We start from the raw sequence: 16113 nt of genomic DNA, 5'->3' as shown, positions 1-16113 counted from the left end.
GCCGGTCGCGCCCCCGCCGCCCCCCCCCCCCCCCCCCCCCGCGCCGCCCCCCCCCCCCCCCCCCCCCCCCCCCCCCCCGCTTCTCGGGGCCCGGCGCGGGCAAGGCGACGCGGCAGCGGTGCACGGCGGCTCCGTTCCCGCTGGGCGGCATCGGAGCCGGTACTGCGGCGCACGGGGCGCGCGGTCGGTCGGCGGTCGCCGGGTCGCGCCGCCGGGCACGGCGCGATGCGGCGGGTCTCCTCCGAGTCAGCAGCCCCGGCGCCGAGGCGCGCCCCGCGCGCGCCCTGCCCTGTGAGCGGTGGGCCCGCGCGGTCAGGCGGCACTGGGACAATGAGCGGGATGTCTGATTCCTCCCGGCGGCCCGAGGCCGTGTCCGTCTGGCGCGCGCCCGGCATGCCCGCACTCCTCGCCACGACCGCGCTCGGCTTCGCGGGCTTCGCCGCGCTGATGCCCGTCGCGCCGCTGTGGGCGCGACACATCGGCGCGGACGAGGCGGGCGCCGGCCTCGTCAACGCCGTGCTGATGGTCGCGACCGTCGCCTTCCAGACCGGCGTGCCGTGGGCGCTGCGCACCCTCGGCTGGCGCACGACGTTCGTCGCCGGCCTCATCCTGCTCGGCGCCCCCTCCGCGTTCTTCGCGCTCGCGACCACGCTGCCCGCCGTTCTCGCGCTCTCCGCCGTCCGCGGCGCGGGATTCGCCGTCCTGACGGTCTGCGGCGCCAGCGCCGTCGCCCACCTCGTCGCCCCATCCCACCGCGGCAGGGCGATCGGCGCGTACGGGCTCGCGATTGCGCTCCCGCAGGTCGTCCTCGTGCCAGGGGCGCCGCTCATCGCCGAGCACGTCGGCTTCGGCGCGGTTTTCGCGATCGGTGCCGTTCCGATCGTCGCCGTGCCGTTCGCCGCGATCCTCGGCGCCCGCGTCGACCGTGCGGCACCGGATGACGACGAGCCGGACGCGGGTCGCGTCGGCCTCCGCACCGTTCTCGCGCTGGCGGTTCCGGCGGTCGTGCTCCTCGCCGTGACGACGCCGGGCGGCGCGCTGATCACGTTCGCCGCCCAGCTGCCGTACCCGCCGCTCGTGGCGACGATCGGGCTCCTCGCACTCACGGGCATCGCGGCGTTCGCCCGCTGGCTGGCCGGCGGCCTCGCCGACCGCTACGGGCCGTACCGCTTCATGTGGCCGCTCCTCCTGCTCAGCGCCGCTGCCCTCTGCGCCGTCGCCTGGGCGGCGGGCGGCGGCGCGCCGTTCGCACTGATCGCAGGCATGTTCCTCGTCGGCATCGCCTACGGGGCGCTCCAGAACCTCACGCTCGTCGCCTCCTTCGCCGCCGTGCCGAACCGGATGCGCGACACCGCCAGCACCGTCTGGAACATCGGCTTCGACGCGGGAACCGGCCTCGGTTCCCTCGCCGTCGGCTTCATCGCGGCCGGCACGAGCTTCGGCACGGCGTTCCTCGTCACGGCGGCCCTTTCCCTGGCGGTCGCGGCCTTCATCGGCCTCCGGTACGCCCGCGCGATCGGCCGCGCGCGCCGGGCGCCCGCGAACTGATCCGGGGCGGTGCGCCCCGGCGTACCGCCCCGCTAACGGAGCGCTCGAGCCGCGGGCGCGCGCCGTCGCGCCCGCGGCTCTGAGGGACGAGGCGCTCGGTGCCGAGCACGTCGGGAGCCACGAACCGGGCCCGTGGCGACTTACTGCCGTGGACGGGCACGGCGTCACGATTGTGCAAATCGCAAAACTGTCTCTCAGTCGGTAACTTGCGATTAAGGCAAAACAAACCTAGAGTCGAATCGACATGGAGCACACAGAACAGAGCCGCTCGGGGCGGAAGGCAGGAGACCGCGGTGTCGCCGCTCGCGCTCGGGCCGCGATCCGCGACTCGGGTCTCGCGCAGCGCGAGATCGCCGCTCGCATGGGCCTGGATGAGACGAAGCTGTCGAAGTCGCTCGGACAGACGCGCCGCTTCACGGCGGGTGAACTGCTGGCGCTCGCGTCCTTGACCGGTGTCACCGTCGACTGGCTCCTCACCGACGATCACGTCGAGACCGGGGTCGCCGCACCCGCCGAGGGCCTGCTTCCCGGTACGCATGACGAATCCGACGCGCATGCCCTTCGCAGGCGGACGATCGTCGAACACGCGTGGCGGCTCTTCGCCGAGCGCGGCCTCTCGGGCGTGCGCATCAGCGACATCGCGGAAGCGGCCGGGGTCTCGAACGCGTCGGTCCACTACTACTTCTCGTCGAAGCAGGATCTCTTCGCGGAGGCTCTGCCCTACTCCGTCAAACTCGCCTTCGACCGCCAGAGCGCCGAGCTCCCGCAGATCTCCGATCCGGTGGAGCGTCTGCGTACGCTGATCCGCATGCAGCTGCCGACCGACGATATCGTGCGCGCGGAGTGGTCGATCTGGATGCAGACCTGGGTCTCCGTGGTGCTGACCGGCGATGAGCAGGCGCAGCACTCGGGCAGCTACCAGCGCTGGTGGCGCACCGTTCGCGAGGCCCTCGCCGATGGGCAGGCGAGCGGAGCGATCGTCGACGACGGGCTCGACGGGCTCACCAACGCACTGACCGCCTTCGTCGACGGGCTGGGCATCCGCGTGCTGACCGGGCTGATCACGACAGAGGACATGACCGCACAGGTCGACCATTTCATCGAACGCTTTCTGCTGGCCGAAAGGAAGAACCCGTGAAGCGCAACGTCATCCTCACCTGCGCCGTGACCGGCGCTGGAGACACCGCCGGAAAATCGGAGCACGTGCCCGTCACGCCGGAGGAGATCGCACAGTCGGCGATCGACGCGGCCAGGGCCGGTGCGTCCGTCGTGCACATCCACGTGCGCAACCCCGAGACGACGCTCGCTTCGCGGGAGACCGCCTACTACGCCGAGGTCCAGCGCCTCATCCGCGAGTCGGACGTTGACCCTGTCGTCAACATGACGGCGGGTATGGGCGGCGACTACGTCATCGACCCGAAGAACCCGATGCAGGCGATCGCGGGCACCGACCTCGTCGACCAGGAGACGCGGCTGAAGCACGTGGTCGAGCTGCGGCCCGAGATCTGCACGCTCGACTGCGGCACACTGAACTTCGGCGAGGGCAGCCAGACCTATATCTCCACCCCGGACATGATGCGCGAGGGCGCCGCCCGCATCCGTGAACTGGGCGTGAAGCCCGAGCTGGAATGCTTCGACACGGGAAACATCTGGTTCGCCAACGTCATGTACGAAGAGGGCCTCCTCGACGATCCGCCGCTCTACCAGATCTGCCAGGGCATTCCGTACGGCGCTCCTGCCGACGCGCGCTTGCTCCACGCCCAGGTCGCTCTGCTGCCGGAGAAGGCGGAGTTCACCGCGTTCGCGATCGGGCGGAACCAGCTCGAGTGGGCGGGTCAGTCGGTGCTCGCCGGCGGACACGTGCGGGTGGGCCTCGAAGACAACCTCTACCTCTCGAAGGGCGTCAAAGCGACCAATGCCCAGTTGGTGAGCCGTGCGCGCGGCATCATCGAGTCGCTCGGCGCGACCGTCGCGAGCCCGAACGAAGCGAGAGAGATCCTCGCCCTCGACACCCACTGAGTCGCACGGAATCACGCGAGACGCCCGCCCGCGCCGCGGGCGCAGGATTGAGAAGAGCAGTATGCAGCTTCGTGACATGACCACGATCGACACCGTCGCCTGCGTCGGCGCCGGCACCATCGGCGGCGGCTGGGCCGCCTACTTCCTGGCCAGGGGCCTGACGGTCAGGGTGTGGGACCCGAGCCCTGACGCACCGGAGAAGCTCCGCCGCCTCATCGACAACGCGTGGCCCGCGCTGACGGAGCTCGGTCTGGCCGACGGTGCGGATCGGGATGCCTGGAGTGTGCACACCGACCTTGCCGAGGCGCTCGAAGGCGTCGGCTTCGTCCAGGAATCGGCGCCGGAGAACCTCGGGCTCAAGCAGCAGCTGCTCGCCGACATCGCGCAGGCCGCGCCGGCCGATGTCGTGATCGGTTCCTCGACATCCGGGTACGGGATGACGGAGATGGCCGAGAAGCTGACCGACGATCAGCAGGCCGCGCGCCTGGTCGTCGGGCACCCGTTCAACCCGCCTTACCTGATTCCGCTCGTCGAGGTCGTCGGCGGCGAGCGCACGAGCGAAGAGGTGGTCGACTGGGCCGCCGAGTGGTACGACGCGATCGGCAAGTCCGTCATCCGGATGAATCGAGAGGTACCTGGATTCATCGCCAACCGGCTCCAGGAGGCGCTGTGGCGCGAGGCGCTGCACATGGTCGAGAACGGCGAGGCGACCGTCGAGCAGATCGATCGCTCGATCACCGACGGACCGGGCCTCCGCTGGCCGCTGCAGGGCCCCATGCTCACCTTCCATCTCGCCGGCGGCGAGGGCGGAATGGCCCACATGCTCGACCACTTCGGGCCGTCTCTGCTGTCGCCCTGGACGCGCCTCGATGCCCCGGAACTCACTCCGGAGCTGCGTGACGCGGTTGTCGCCGGGTGCGACTACGAGGTCGGCGACCGTCGCTTCGACGAACTGGTGCGGGCACGCGATGCGTCTGTCATCGCCGTGCGCAAGGCGATGGCAGAGATCCGCAAGACGTACCCGGGCGGTGCCGAGGGGGCGACGACGGAATGACGCTCTCGACGTACGAGACCGCTGTGAAGCCCGAGTGGATCGACTACAACGGGCACATGTCCGAGGCGTTCTACGTGCTCGTGTTCGGTTTCGCAACGGACGAGGCGATGGCGGCGCTCGGGCTCGACGAGGCATACCGCGATGATTCGGGCCGATCGCTGTACACCGTCGAGGCGCACGTGCGCTACCTCGACGAGGTCGCGCTCGGCACCGAGCTGCGCGTGACGACCGAGGTGATCGGTGTCGCGCCGAAGAAGCTCCACCTCGCCCACACCATGCTCGCGGGGGACACCGTGGTCGCGACCGAGGAGATCCTCGGCCTGCACGTCGCGCAGCAGGAAGGGCGCACTGTGCCTCTTCCCGACACGGTCGAGCGTCGTGCGCGAGCGAGCCTTCGCACAGCACCGTCGTGGGCGGGCCGCAGTATCGCCGTCTGACCATTCGTCCGACCTCATCAACCAGCATCGAGAGGAGCACCATGCCAGATCTCCGGGACATCCCCGCGCACATCCGGGCCGCGTTCACTCCGCAGATGCGTCGAGTCGTCGAGCACCAGCTCGATCGCGTGGCGAGCCAATCAGCCGGGCACGGCGCCGAGGCATCGGCGCATGACGCAGGAGCCGGCGGTATCGCGACGACGATCGCCGCCGCGAGAGCGGAGTATCGCGACGAGCGCGCCTTCTGGAACGTCGGTGGGCCGACGATGCACTCCACGAGCAACCTCGCCATCCGCACCGCGGGTGCGGATGTGCCCGTGCGGATCCATCGACCGAGCGCCGACGAGACGCTGCCCGCGATCGTCTACCTGCACGGCGGCGGTTTCATGCTCGGCGACCTCGATACCCACGATCGCATCGCGCGCGTGCTCGCGGCCACGAGCGGGGCGGCCGTCGTCGCCGTCGATTACACACTCGCGCCCGAGGCGGCGTTTCCGCAGGCTCTGCACGAGTGCGCCGGCGTGATCGCGCATCTCGCGACGCGGGGCGAGACCTACGGCGTCGACGGCCGTGGTCTGGCGGTGGCGGGAGACTCCGCCGGCGCGATGCTCTCCCTCGGCGCGGCGCTGCTGCTGCGCGACGAGCCCAGCCGACTCACCGAGGTTCCGGACGACGCGGGGCGGGCCTTCGCCTCGCTGAAGGCGATGCTGCTGTACTACGGCGCATTCGGTCTCGCCGACTCAGCATCGGCTCGCCTCTACGGCGGATTCTGGGACGGCATGGCCGCCGCGGATCTCGGCATCATCGACCAGGTGTTCTTCACGGCACCGGAGGACCGGTCGAGCCCCTACGTCGATCACCTGTCGGCAGACCTGGCCTCGCCGCTGCCGCCCGCATACGTGATCGGCGCCGATCTCGACCCGTTGCGCGACGATTCCGTCGCGCTCGGCGCGCGGCTCGAAGCTCTCGGGCACGATGTCAGCTGGCGAGTCGTGCCCGGCGTTCTGCACTCATTCCTGCACTTCGGCCGCATGCTCGACGAGGCCGGCGAGGTGCTCGCGGGCGGTGCGATGTTCGCGCGCAGCCGGATCTTCTCTTAGCGAAGGCCGCGCGATCTGCGCGGCCTTGGGCGGAGACCGCCCACACGGCCGCGCGCCGGTCGGCCTCGCCGCGCACCTTCATCGAGGATGCGCGCAGACCGCTCCCGGGGGAACGAAGGCCGCGCAGAGCGGCCGCAGCACAGTGCCCGCCCCGCACCGCGCAGACGTGTCATCGCGGTGCCGCAGGCGGGGGAACGCGTCGTCAGAGCATCGACGACAGATGGTGAAGGGAATACCAATGGAAAGCGCATCACGCTTGTCTCATACAGGATGGCGGCCGTCGCGCCGTGCCGTCCTGGGGGGAGCGATGGTGATCGGGCTGGGGGGCCTGCTCGCTGCATGCAGCGGAGGGCCGATCACGAACGAGCTCCCCGAGCTCACCGGCCCGCCGCAGAAGGGAGGGACGCTCCGCGTCGGATTCGTCGGCGGCGGCGCCGCTGACACGCTCGACGGGGCGCAGGCGACGAACCTCGGTGACATCGCGCGTGCGATCAACATGTACGACACGCTGATGTACCGCGACGACGACTACGTTCTGCGGCCCATGCTCGCCACGTCGCTCCGGCCGAACGCCGAAGCGACGGTCTGGACCGCCGAACTCCGCAAGGACGTGAAGTTCAGCGATGGCCGCGACATGACCGCGAAGGACGTGGTTGCGAGCGTGAAGCGCATCATCGACCCGGACAACCCATTGAACGGTGCGGCAGGCCTCGCGCACCTCGCCGACGTCGTCGCGGTCGACGACTACACCGTCGAGTTCCGCCTGAGCTCGCCGGACTCGTCGCTCGATGACGGCCTCGGGCAGTACACCATGACGATCGTCCCCGAGGACTTCGACCCGGCGAATCCCATCGGCACGGGGCCGTATCACGTGGAGGAGTTCGTGCCCGCACGTCTCACCGTGCTGACGGCCAACCCTCACTACTGGGGCGACGAAGGCCCGTACCTCGACCGTATCGAGCTGCTCAACTTCAACGACACGGACGCGCTCATCAACGCTCTGCTGTCGACCCAGGTCGATGCGGTGGCGCAGATCCCCGCCGCGCTCTCCGAAGTCATCGAATCGGACGGACGCATGCGCGTTCTCGATTCTGAAACCGGCATGTGGCTCCCGTTCACGATGCGCACCGACGTCGCACCGTTCGACGATGAGCGCGTGCGCCAGGCATTCCGCCTCGCGGTCGATCGCGAGCAGATGATCGAGCAGGTGCTCTCCGGGCACGGCCGCGTCGGCAACGACATGTTCGCGCCGTACGACTCGGCGTATCCGGAGTTCCCGCAGCGCACGCAGGACATCGCCGAAGCCAAGCGGCTGCTCGCCGAGGCCGGCTATCCCGATGGGATCGACGTCGAACTCGCGACCGCCCCGATCCAGGCGGGCGTCGTCGAGGCCGCCCAGGTCTACGCGGAGCAGGCTGCCGCGGCTGGCATCCGGATCACCATCAACCGGATGGACCTGACCACCTACTGGGGCGACTACCTGAACTATCCGTTCTCGCAGAGCTTCTGGTACACGCGCAATTTTCTGCCGCAGGCGAACTCGGGCTCGATGCCGGATGCTCCCTTCAACGAGACGCATTGGGCCGACGAGGAGTTCGTGCAGCTCGTCGAGCAGGCGCGTCGCGAGACCGACGATGCTGCGCGCGCCGGGCTGATCGAACAGGCGCAGCAGATCATGTACGACCGTGGGTCGCTCATCATCTGGGGCTTCGCCAATCAGCTCGACGCATACCAGGGCTACGTCGGCGGCCTCGTTCCGAACACAACGGGTCTGCCGCTGTCGGGCTTCCAACTCCACCGCGTATGGATCGGAGACGTGGCATGATCTTCCGACTCGTCTCCCGACGCCTGGCCATCAGCGTTGTGATCCTGTTCGTCGTCTCGATGACGATCTTCTTCGCGACCCTGCTCCTTCCGGGCGACCCCGCCCAGGCGATCCTGGGGCAGCAGGCGACGCCCGAGCGGATCGCGGCGATCCACGAGCAGATGAACCTCGACGAGCCCGCCTGGAAGCGCTACCTGCTGTGGCTCGGCGGTCTCTTCACGGGCGATTTCGGCGTCTCTGCGGCGACGGCGCAGCCGGTCTCCGAGCTGATCGGCGAGCGCGTCGGTGCATCGCTCTTCCTCATGGTCGCCGCTGCGATCGTCGCGATCCCGGTCGGCGTCATCGTCGGCATCTGGTCGGCGCTCCGGCGGGGCCGCCCCACGGACTCGGTGATCACCGGCACCTCCCTCGTCCTCGCGGCGCTGCCCGAGTTCGTCATCGGTATTGCGCTGGTATCGCTCTTCGCCACGACGGTGTTCACGCTGCTGCCCGCCGTGACCATCCAGCCGCCGGGAATGAAGGTGTGGGACTTCCCCGCGCAGCTCATCCTGCCCGTGCTCGTGCTGGTGCTCGTCGTCACGCCGTACATCGTGCGCATGATGCGGGCGACGATGCTCGAGGTGCTCGATTCCGGGTACGTCGAGATGGCACGGCTCAAGGGCGTTCCCGAGCGTCGGGTCATCGTGCGGCACGCGCTCCCGCACGCGATCGCGCCGGTTGCGCAGGTCGTCGCGATCCAGCTCGCCTGGATGGCCGGCGGCGTGGTCGTCGTGGAGTTCCTGTTCCGCTACCCGGGTCTGGGCCAGGCGCTGATCGAAGCGGTGAACTATCGCGACGTCATGGTCGTGGTGTCGATCACGATGATCGTGGCGGCCGTCTACGTCGTGGTGAACCTGCTCGCTGACATCGTCGGGATCCTGGCGAACCCGAAACTGCGCACCGGAGGGGGAAAGTAAATGTCGAATGCACAGCAGGTCTCCGACCCGTCCCAGCCGAATCCTGAGGGCCTGAGCTCGCAAGAGCTGATGCGCAGCAAGGTGGCGGGAACGGCGCGCCGCAACACGGTGCTGACACGCTTCTGGGCCCAACGGCAGGCGAAGGTCGGGGTCGTCCTCACGGCCGTCGTGGTGATCTTCGCCTTCGTCGGTCCGCTCCTCCTGCCCTGGCTGACCGGATACTCCGCGACCGAGTTCGCCGGTCGACCGTTCCAGCCGGACGGGCTGTTCGGCACCGACAACCTCGGCCGCGATGTCTGGTCGCGGTTCCTCGCCGGCGGCCTCACGCTCATCGTGCTGTCCGTGCTCGCGACAGCCCTCGGTCTCGCACTGGGCGTCGTGTTCGGCATGACCGCGGCCTACACCGGCGGATGGATCGACTCGCTGATCATGCGGGCGAACGACGTGCTGCTCGCGATCCCGCAGCTCATCTTCGCGCTGTTGGCCGTGACAGTGCTCGGGCCGCAATGGTGGGTGCTCGTCACCGTCATCGGCGTGACCCATGCGCCGCGCATCGCGCGCGTGGCGCGGTCGGCGTCGCTGAACGTGATCAACGAGGACTACATCCGGGCGGCAGAGATGTATGCGGTGCCGCGCATGCGGATCCTCATGCGCGAGATCATGCCGAACATCACGGGCCCGATGGCGGTCGAGGCGGGGCTCCGCGTCACCTATTCGATCGGCGCGATCGCGTCGCTGTCTTTCCTGGGCCTCGGCATGCAGCCTCCCGCCGCCGACTGGGGACTGATGATCAACGAGAACCGCATCGCGCTGTCGGTCCAGCCCGCCGGCGTTCTGCTGCCGGTGTTCGCGATCGCGGTGCTCACGATCGGTACGAACCTCATCGCGGATTCGATCGCTCATGCGTCCGCGAGCACGAATGTGGGTGAGAAGTGATGATGAAGAAGAACCAGACGTCGGCGACTCGACGGGCCGTGAGCGCGCGCGAGGGCGGCACGGCGTGGCACGCGCGCGTTGCCGCCGGCGAACCCATCCTCGATGTCGACGGCCTCACCATCTCGGCGACCGCGACCGGCTCGGCCGTCGTCACGGGCGTCGGCTTCGACCTGAAGGCGTCGGAGATCCTTGCGCTCGTCGGGGAATCGGGCTCCGGGAAGACGACGGTCGGACTGTCGATCCTCGGGCACATCCGGCGCGGTCTCGAGCACTCCGGGGGCACCGTCACCCTGCATGCCTCGCACAGCGAGGAGCCGGCCGACATGATGACGCTCGACGAGCCGGTGCGGCGCACCCTGCGCGGCACGCGCGTCAGTTACATCCCGCAGGACCCGGCGCTCTCCCTCAACCCGGGCATCCGGGTCGGCAAGCAGATCCGCGAGGTGCTCGACATCCACGAGTACGGCACGTCGGCGGCAGAGCGCGAGGAGCGGGTGCGCTCCGTGCTGCGCGAGGTCGGTCTGCCCGACGACGACGCATACCAGCGGCGCTGGCCGCACCAGCTCTCCGGAGGGCAGCAGCAGCGCATCGGCATCGCCATGGCGTTCGCCATGTACCCCGACGTGATCGTGCTCGACGAGCCGACGACGGGCCTCGATGTCACGACGCAGGAACAGGTGCTCGAGACGATCCGCGAGATGACGGTGAACAACCGCGTCGCGGGTCTGTACATCACGCACGATCTCGCAGTGGTGTCTGAGATCGCCGATCGCGTCGCCGTGATGCTCCGGGGCGAGCTCGTGGAGGTGGGCGAGACCGCGCAGGTGCTGGAGGAGCCGCAGCACGACTACACGCGTCGACTGCTCGCGGCGGTCCCGGATCTGGCGGGCAAGAACCAGATCGGCAGGCTCGCGAAGATGGATGCCCGAACATCCGAGTTCCTGACGAGCGAGATCGATGTCGTGGCGGGCGCGGGGTCGGGCGCTGCGGATCCTGCCTCAGGCACAGCATCAACGGCTGTGCGGGAGGTCGCCCTGGCGGTGCGGGATCTGAGCCTGGCGTACGGCGACAGCAAGGTGCTGCGCGGGATCGACCTCGAGTTCAACGCGGGCGAGTGCACGCTCCTGCTCGGCCAGTCCGGCTCGGGAAAGACGACGCTCGCCCGGTCGATCTCCGGAATCCTGAGCAGCTACACGGGGGCAGTGGAGTACCGCGGGGAGGAATTGGCGAAGTCCACTCGCGATCGCACGCTGGAACAGCGCAAGCAGATCCAGTACATCTTCCAGTCGCCCTTCTCGTCCCTCAACCCGCGCCGCACGCTCGGCCAATCGCTCATGGTTCCCCTCGAGATGTCGGGGGAGCTGAGCGGGCAGGAGCAGCGCGAACGCGTGAAGGATGCGCTCGACGCCGTCCAACTGGGCCGGCAGTTCTACGACCGGCGCCCAGGTGATCTGTCGGGCGGTGAGCGCCAGCGCGCCGCCATTGCGCGAGCGCTCGTGAACATGCCCTCGGTGCTGGTCTGCGACGAGATCACGTCGGCGCTCGACGTGTCGGTGCAGGCGAGCATCATCTCGCTCCTGCACACGCTGCAGGCCGAGCGCGGCCTGGCCATGCTCTTCGTGACGCACAACATCGCGCTGGCGCGGCACATCGCATCCCGCGTCGCTGTGCTCAATCGCGGCGTCATCGTCGATGACGGCCCCGTCGATGCCGTGCTCGATCATCCGCAGCACGCGTACACGCGGGAACTCCTCGCGAACGTGCCGACGCTGTAGCGCGCCTGCGCGCGATGGTCCGGCGGCACTGCCGAAGCCGCCGGACCATCGCCGTAACCTCGCGGCCGGCGCATACCGGCGGCCGGTACAATCGTCGACAACCGCGCGTGCGGTCGCGCGCGCGGACGCAACCTACGAGGAATGTCACACATGGCACGTATCGCAGAGTCCGGAGTCTCGCTCGCCGTCGTCGGCGCCACAGGTCAGGTCGGCGGCAAGATGCTCGAGATTCTGGCCCAGCGCGAGTTCCCGATCCGCGAGCTGCGCCTGTTCGCCTCGCCGCGCTCGGCCGGCAGGACGATCGCCTACGGCGGCACCGACATCACGATCGAGGACATCAACTCGACCGAGCTCGCAGGCATCGACATCGCCCTGTTCTCGGCCGGCGGCACCCCCTCGAAGGAACACGCGCCCCGCTTCGCCGAGGCCGGTGCGCTCGTCGTCGACAACTCGAGCGCGTGGCGCATGGACCCGGACGTCCCGCTGATCGTCAGCGAGGTCAACCCGCACGCGCTCGACGAAGCGCGCAAGGGCATCATCGCGAACCCGAACTGCACGACGATGGCCGCCATGCCCGTCCTCAAGGCGCTGCACGCCGAGGCCGGGCTCGAGCGCCTCATCGTCTCGACGTACCAGGCCGTCTCCGGCTCGGGCCTCGGCGGCGTGCAGGAGCTGCTGACGCAGGCGCAGGCCGCGATCTCGCAGGGCACCGCCGCCGAGCTGACCCACACGGGCACCGCCGTCGACTTCCCGGAGCCCGAGAAATACGTCGCCCCGATCGCGTTCGACGTCGTCTCGCTCGCGGGCAACGTCGTCGACGACGGCTCGAACGAGACGGATGAGGAGAAGAAGCTCCGCAACGAGAGCCGCAAGATCCTCGAGCTCCCGGAGCTGCGCGTCGCCGGCACCTGCGTGCGCGTTCCCGTCTTCACGGGCCACTCGCTCAGCATCAACGCCGAGTTCCGCGACGACATCACGCCCGACCGCGCGCGCGAGATCCTCGCCGACGCCCCCGGTGTGGTGCTCGAGGAGGTCCCGACCCCGCTCAAGGCGGCGGGCAACGACCCCAGCTACGTCGGCCGCATCCGCCAGGACGCCTCGGCCCCCGGCAATAAGGGCCTCGTGCTGTTCATCTCGAACGACAACCTGCGCAAGGGCGCGGCGCTGAACACGATCCAGATCGCCGAGCTGATCGCGGCCAGGGTCCCCGCCGCGGCCTGACGCCGGACGACGCCCGCCCCGGCTCCCGGAAGGGGGCTGGGGCGGGCGTCGCTGTGCGCCCGCCCGGCGCGGGCAGCCGACGAACACAACGCAGTCAATCGTCGGTCTGCGGTGACGGCTGGCCCGGGTTTCCGGGGCGTGCCGATGTGGGCGCCGAGTTCTGACTGAGTTGTGTTCGCCGTCGCGCACCTGGGCGGCCGTGGGCGTCGTGCCGGACGGGCCGGCCCGGGGTGTGAGGCGGCGGTTCGCCGGAGTTCTGGTGCGGTGAGGCCGGTCGGTGTCGCCGCGCTTCGGCGGCGTCGGCGCGGGCGGCCGGCGAACACAACGCAGTCGATCCTCGGTCTGCGGTGACGGCTGGCCCGGGTTTCCGGGGTGTGCCGATCTGGCTGTCGAGTTCTGACTGCGCTGTGCTCGCCGTCGGCTTACGCGTCGCGGTGGGCGCCGGCCGCGGGGGCCACCGTGAAGATGCGCGGGGCGGTGAAGCCTGCCTCCGCGAAGGCCCGCTCGACCGCCGTGGTCACGCGCGCGATCGCGGCCGCGTCGACGAGCGCGATCGCCGCACCGCCGAAGCCGCCGCCCGTCATCCGGGCCCCGACGGCGCCGGCGGCCATGGCGGCCTCGACGGCCGTGTCGAGCTCGGGCACCGAGATCTCGAAGTCGTCGCGCATCGAGGCGTGGGAGGAGAGCAGCAGCTCGCCGATCGCACGGGCGCCGTGCTCGCGCAGCGTGCGCACGGTGTCGAGCACCCGCTGGTTCTCGGTGACGATGTGGCGCACGCGGCGGAACGTCACGTCGTCGAGCAGCTCGGCCGCGCGGGCGAGGTCGTCGACCGCGACATCGCGCAGGGCCTCGGCGCCGAGGGCGGCGGCGCCGCGCTCGCACGCGTCGCGGCGGTCGCGGTAGCCGCCCGTCGAGTGGGCGTGCTTGACGAGCGTGTCGATCACGAGCACCTCGAGCCCCGCCTCGGCCGCGCCGAGCGGCACGAGGTTCGCGTCGAGCGTGCGGCAGTCGATGAACAGCGCGTTGTCATCGGCGCCGAGCATCGAGGCCATCTGGTCCATCACACCCGTCGGGGCGCCGACCGCCTCGTTCTCGGCCCTGCGCCCGATGCGGGCGAGCTGCTTCGCGTCGAGGCCCGTCGACCACAGGTCGTTGAGCGCGCCGGCGGCGGCGCCCTCGAGCGCAGCGGACGACGACAGGCCAGCGCCGACGGGCACGTCGGAGGCGAACACGATGTCGAGGCCGCGCTCGAACGCCTCGGAAGGGGCGCCATCGGCCGCAACCGCCTGTCGCAGCGCCCACGCGACGCCGAGCGGGTACGCGGCCCACTCCGCGACGGCGGGGGTGGTGCCCTCCGGCGTCGGGAAGAGGGACTCGAGCTCGTCGATCGATGCCTCGACGGCCTCGTCCGAGAACGTCGACGTGACCCGGATGACCCGGTCGTCGCGAAGCGCGGCTGCGGCGGCCGTGCGCTGCGAGATCGCGAACGGCAGCACGAAGCCGTCGTTGTAGTCGGTGTGCTCGCCGATCAGGTTCACGCGGCCGGGGGCCGACCACACACCGGCCGGCTCGCGGCCCGTGGCTCGGCGGAACAGGTCGGCGGCTTCGGTGCTCGCGGTCATGGTGTCGTCCTCGTGGGTCGGGTTCGGCGTCAACGACGCGGAACGAGACCGGCGCGAGCGCCGTGTCTCGGGTTCGGCGGAGCCGATCGCGACTCCGCTCGTGCGGTCGGTGTCCGTGGCGCTCGCCCCTGCGGGCGGCCCGTTGGTCGTTGTCGACGGGCGAAGACCCAGATCGTCTCTCGCGCGGTCGATACCGGGAATGTTCGCTTCCGCGGCCACCGCCGAATCGCGGGGCTCTGAGTCGTCGCTCACGCGGGCGGCACGGGGATCCGCGGCCGCTGTCGCATCGCGAGGCTCCGAGCCGTCGCTCACGCGGTCACCTCCGGCACGCCCGCGACGGCGGCGCGCAGCCGCTCGGCGGCGGCCTCGGGCGGAACATCGCCGATCCACGCACCCATGGCGGCCTCGCTGCCGGCCAGGAACTTGAGCTTGTCGGCGGCGCGGCGCGGGCTGGTGATCTCCAGGTGCATCCGAATGCTGTCGCGCCCGACGCTCACGGGCGCCTGGTGCCAGGCGGCGATGTACGGCGTCGGGGTGTCGTACAGGGCGTCGATGCCGCGGAGCAGGCGCAGGTAGAACGGTGCGAGCTCCGCGCGCTCCGCGTCGCTCGTCTCGGCGAAGTCGCCGACGTGGCGGTGCGGCATCACGTGCACCTCGAGCGGCCAGCGCGCCGCGAACGGCACGAACGCCGTCCAGTGCTCGCCAGCCGCGATGACGCGCTCGCCGGCCCGCTCGAAGTCGAGGACGCGGGAGAACAGGTCGGGGCCCGTCTTCTCGATCGAGCGCAGCAGCTGCTGCGTGCGCGGCGTCACATAGGGGTACGAGTAGATCTGGCCGTGCGGGTGGGGGAGCGTGACGCCGATCGCCTCGCCGCGGTTCTCGAACGGGAAGACCTGTTCGATGCCAGGCAGCGCCTGCAGCGCGGCCGTGCGGTCCGCCCACGCCTCGATCACGGTGCGGGCGCGGGTCGCGGTCTGCGTGCCGAACGAGCCGTCGTGCTCGGGGCTGAAGCAGACGACCTCGCAACGGCCGACGCTCGTCTTCGTGCGGCCGAGGCCGACCTCGGTGAGCTCATCGGGACCGGATGCCGGGTCTGCGGCCGCGGGCGCGTCGCCGTGGGCGACCGCGAGGGCGGGGCCGAACGAGGGCGACTTGTTCTCGAACACCGCCACGTCGTACAGCGAGGGGATCTCCGACGGGTTCGTCGGCGTCTGCGGCGCCAGCGGATCGAACTCCGCGGGAGGCATGAACGCCCGGTTCTGGCGCGCGGCGGCGACCGAGATCCAGTCGCCCGTCAGCACGTCCTGCCGCATCGTCGCGGTCTCGGGCCGCGGGTCGAGGTCGCGCGCGTCGATCGCGCGCTCCGCGCCGAGCGAGGTGCCTGCGTCGTCGAAGTAGATGAGCTCCCGGCCGTCGGCGAGGCGCGAGGGGCGCTTGACGACGCCGGCGCCGAGCGCGACGGGCGCGGCTTCCTGGGGCATGTTCACGTCAACACGGTACCGAGGCCGGATGATAACGTCAACATGGACGACGGACGGAGGTGGCGGATGAGCCAAGAACGGGCTCCCAGCGCGGGGCGGGACGCACGCGATGTCGGCGGAGCGGTGGGCGAGGAGCGCG

At 70.3% G+C, this 16113-nt stretch carries 13 protein-coding genes; 11 read left to right on the top strand and 2 right to left on the bottom strand.

Annotation, left to right across the window (positions count from 1 at the left end):
• The first annotated feature begins 339 nt into the window (after nt 1-339).
• The 11 genes from C0010_RS05410 (at nt 340) to C0010_RS05360 (ending at nt 12871) form a co-directional block, all read left to right on the top strand.
• The gene (locus tag C0010_RS05410) at nt 340-1548 is read left to right on the top strand and encodes an MFS transporter (RefSeq protein WP_232531738.1); all 1209 of its coding nucleotides are present in this window, start codon (nt 340-342) and stop codon (nt 1546-1548) included.
• 244 nt (nt 1549-1792) lie between these two features.
• Nucleotides 1793-2686: a TetR family transcriptional regulator C-terminal domain-containing protein gene (locus tag C0010_RS05405; RefSeq protein WP_105566044.1), complete on the top strand. Its 894-nt coding sequence runs from the start codon at nt 1793-1795 to the stop codon at nt 2684-2686.
• Nucleotides 2683-3567, top strand: a complete 885-nt coding sequence (locus C0010_RS05400) for a beta-keto acid cleavage family enzyme (protein WP_105566043.1) — start codon at nt 2683-2685, stop codon at nt 3565-3567. Before C0010_RS05405 ends, C0010_RS05400 begins: the two co-directional genes overlap by 4 nt.
• Before the next feature lie 76 nt (nt 3568-3643).
• Nucleotides 3644-4621, top strand: a complete 978-nt coding sequence (locus tag C0010_RS05395) for a 3-hydroxyacyl-CoA dehydrogenase NAD-binding domain-containing protein (RefSeq protein WP_232531737.1) — start codon at nt 3644-3646, stop codon at nt 4619-4621.
• On the top strand, nt 4618-5058 hold the full coding sequence (locus C0010_RS05390; protein WP_105566041.1) for a thioesterase family protein: 441 nt from the start codon (nt 4618-4620) through the stop codon (nt 5056-5058). Before C0010_RS05395 ends, C0010_RS05390 begins: the two co-directional genes overlap by 4 nt.
• Nucleotides 5059-5099: 41 nt before the next feature.
• Nucleotides 5100-6158, top strand: a complete 1059-nt coding sequence (locus C0010_RS05385) for an alpha/beta hydrolase fold domain-containing protein (RefSeq protein ID WP_105566040.1) — start codon at nt 5100-5102, stop codon at nt 6156-6158.
• Nucleotides 6159-6465: 307 nt separating this feature from the next.
• Complete coding sequence (locus tag C0010_RS05380) at nt 6466-7983, top strand: ABC transporter substrate-binding protein (protein ID WP_105566039.1); 1518 nt, start codon at nt 6466-6468, stop codon at nt 7981-7983.
• The gene (locus C0010_RS05375) at nt 7980-8939 is read left to right on the top strand and encodes an ABC transporter permease (RefSeq protein WP_198410862.1); all 960 of its coding nucleotides are present in this window, start codon (nt 7980-7982) and stop codon (nt 8937-8939) included. Before C0010_RS05380 ends, C0010_RS05375 begins: the two co-directional genes overlap by 4 nt.
• 69 nt (nt 8940-9008) lie before the next feature.
• Nucleotides 9009-9875 (top strand): ABC transporter permease, encoded by an 867-nt coding sequence (locus C0010_RS05370; RefSeq protein WP_105566088.1) that lies wholly within the window; start codon nt 9009-9011, stop codon nt 9873-9875.
• A 2-nt stretch (nt 9876-9877) separates the two neighbouring features.
• Entirely contained in the window at nt 9878-11650 is a 1773-nt protein-coding gene (locus C0010_RS05365) for an ABC transporter ATP-binding protein (protein ID WP_105566087.1), read from the top strand.
• Nucleotides 11651-11800: 150 nt separating this feature from the next.
• Nucleotides 11801-12871 carry an aspartate-semialdehyde dehydrogenase gene (locus C0010_RS05360; RefSeq protein ID WP_105566038.1) on the top strand — a complete coding sequence of 357 codons (1071 nt, stop codon included), beginning with the start codon at nt 11801-11803 and terminating at the stop codon, nt 12869-12871.
• 422 nt (nt 12872-13293) lie between these two features.
• On the opposite strand, the gene galK is transcribed toward C0010_RS05360, so the two are convergent.
• Together galK and galT are read right to left on the bottom strand one after the other, a co-directional pair.
• Entirely contained in the window at nt 13294-14493 is a 1200-nt protein-coding gene (galK, locus tag C0010_RS05355; protein ID WP_105566086.1) for a galactokinase, read from the bottom strand.
• 308 nt (nt 14494-14801) lie between these two features.
• Nucleotides 14802-15974: a galactose-1-phosphate uridylyltransferase gene (gene galT, locus C0010_RS05350; RefSeq protein WP_105566085.1), complete on the bottom strand. Its 1173-nt coding sequence runs from the start codon at nt 15972-15974 to the stop codon at nt 14802-14804.
• Between the last annotated feature and the right edge of the window lie 139 nt (nt 15975-16113).

It is taken from the genome of Microbacterium halophytorum, assembly GCF_002970975.1.
Taxonomy (GTDB): Bacteria; Actinomycetota; Actinomycetes; order Actinomycetales; family Microbacteriaceae; genus Microbacterium; species Microbacterium halophytorum.
This window is presented reverse-complemented; position numbering and strand designations above follow the sequence as displayed.

Excerpts from the sequence above, each read along its gene's own strand:
- C0010_RS05410 (WP_232531738.1), top strand. The coding sequence starts at position 340 with ATGTCTGATTCCTCCCGGCGGCCCGAGGCCGTGTCCGTCTGGCGCGCG.
- C0010_RS05405 (WP_105566044.1), top strand. The coding sequence starts at position 1,793 with ATGGAGCACACAGAACAGAGCCGCTCGGGGCGGAAGGCAGGAGACCGC.
- C0010_RS05395 (WP_232531737.1), top strand. The coding sequence starts at position 3,644 with ATGACCACGATCGACACCGTCGCCTGCGTCGGCGCCGGCACCATCGGC.
- C0010_RS05390 (WP_105566041.1), top strand. The coding sequence starts at position 4,618 with ATGACGCTCTCGACGTACGAGACCGCTGTGAAGCCCGAGTGGATCGAC.
- C0010_RS05385 (WP_105566040.1), top strand. The coding sequence starts at position 5,100 with ATGCCAGATCTCCGGGACATCCCCGCGCACATCCGGGCCGCGTTCACT.
- C0010_RS05380 (WP_105566039.1), top strand. The coding sequence starts at position 6,466 with ATGGTGATCGGGCTGGGGGGCCTGCTCGCTGCATGCAGCGGAGGGCCG.
- C0010_RS05375 (WP_198410862.1), top strand. The coding sequence starts at position 7,980 with ATGATCTTCCGACTCGTCTCCCGACGCCTGGCCATCAGCGTTGTGATC.
- C0010_RS05370 (WP_105566088.1), top strand. The coding sequence starts at position 9,009 with ATGCGCAGCAAGGTGGCGGGAACGGCGCGCCGCAACACGGTGCTGACA.
- C0010_RS05365 (WP_105566087.1), top strand. The coding sequence starts at position 9,878 with ATGAAGAAGAACCAGACGTCGGCGACTCGACGGGCCGTGAGCGCGCGC.
- C0010_RS05360 (WP_105566038.1), top strand. The coding sequence starts at position 11,801 with ATGGCACGTATCGCAGAGTCCGGAGTCTCGCTCGCCGTCGTCGGCGCC.
- galK (WP_105566086.1), bottom strand. The coding sequence starts at position 14,493 with ATGACCGCGAGCACCGAAGCCGCCGACCTGTTCCGCCGAGCCACGGGC.
- galT (WP_105566085.1), bottom strand. The coding sequence starts at position 15,974 with ATGCCCCAGGAAGCCGCGCCCGTCGCGCTCGGCGCCGGCGTCGTCAAG.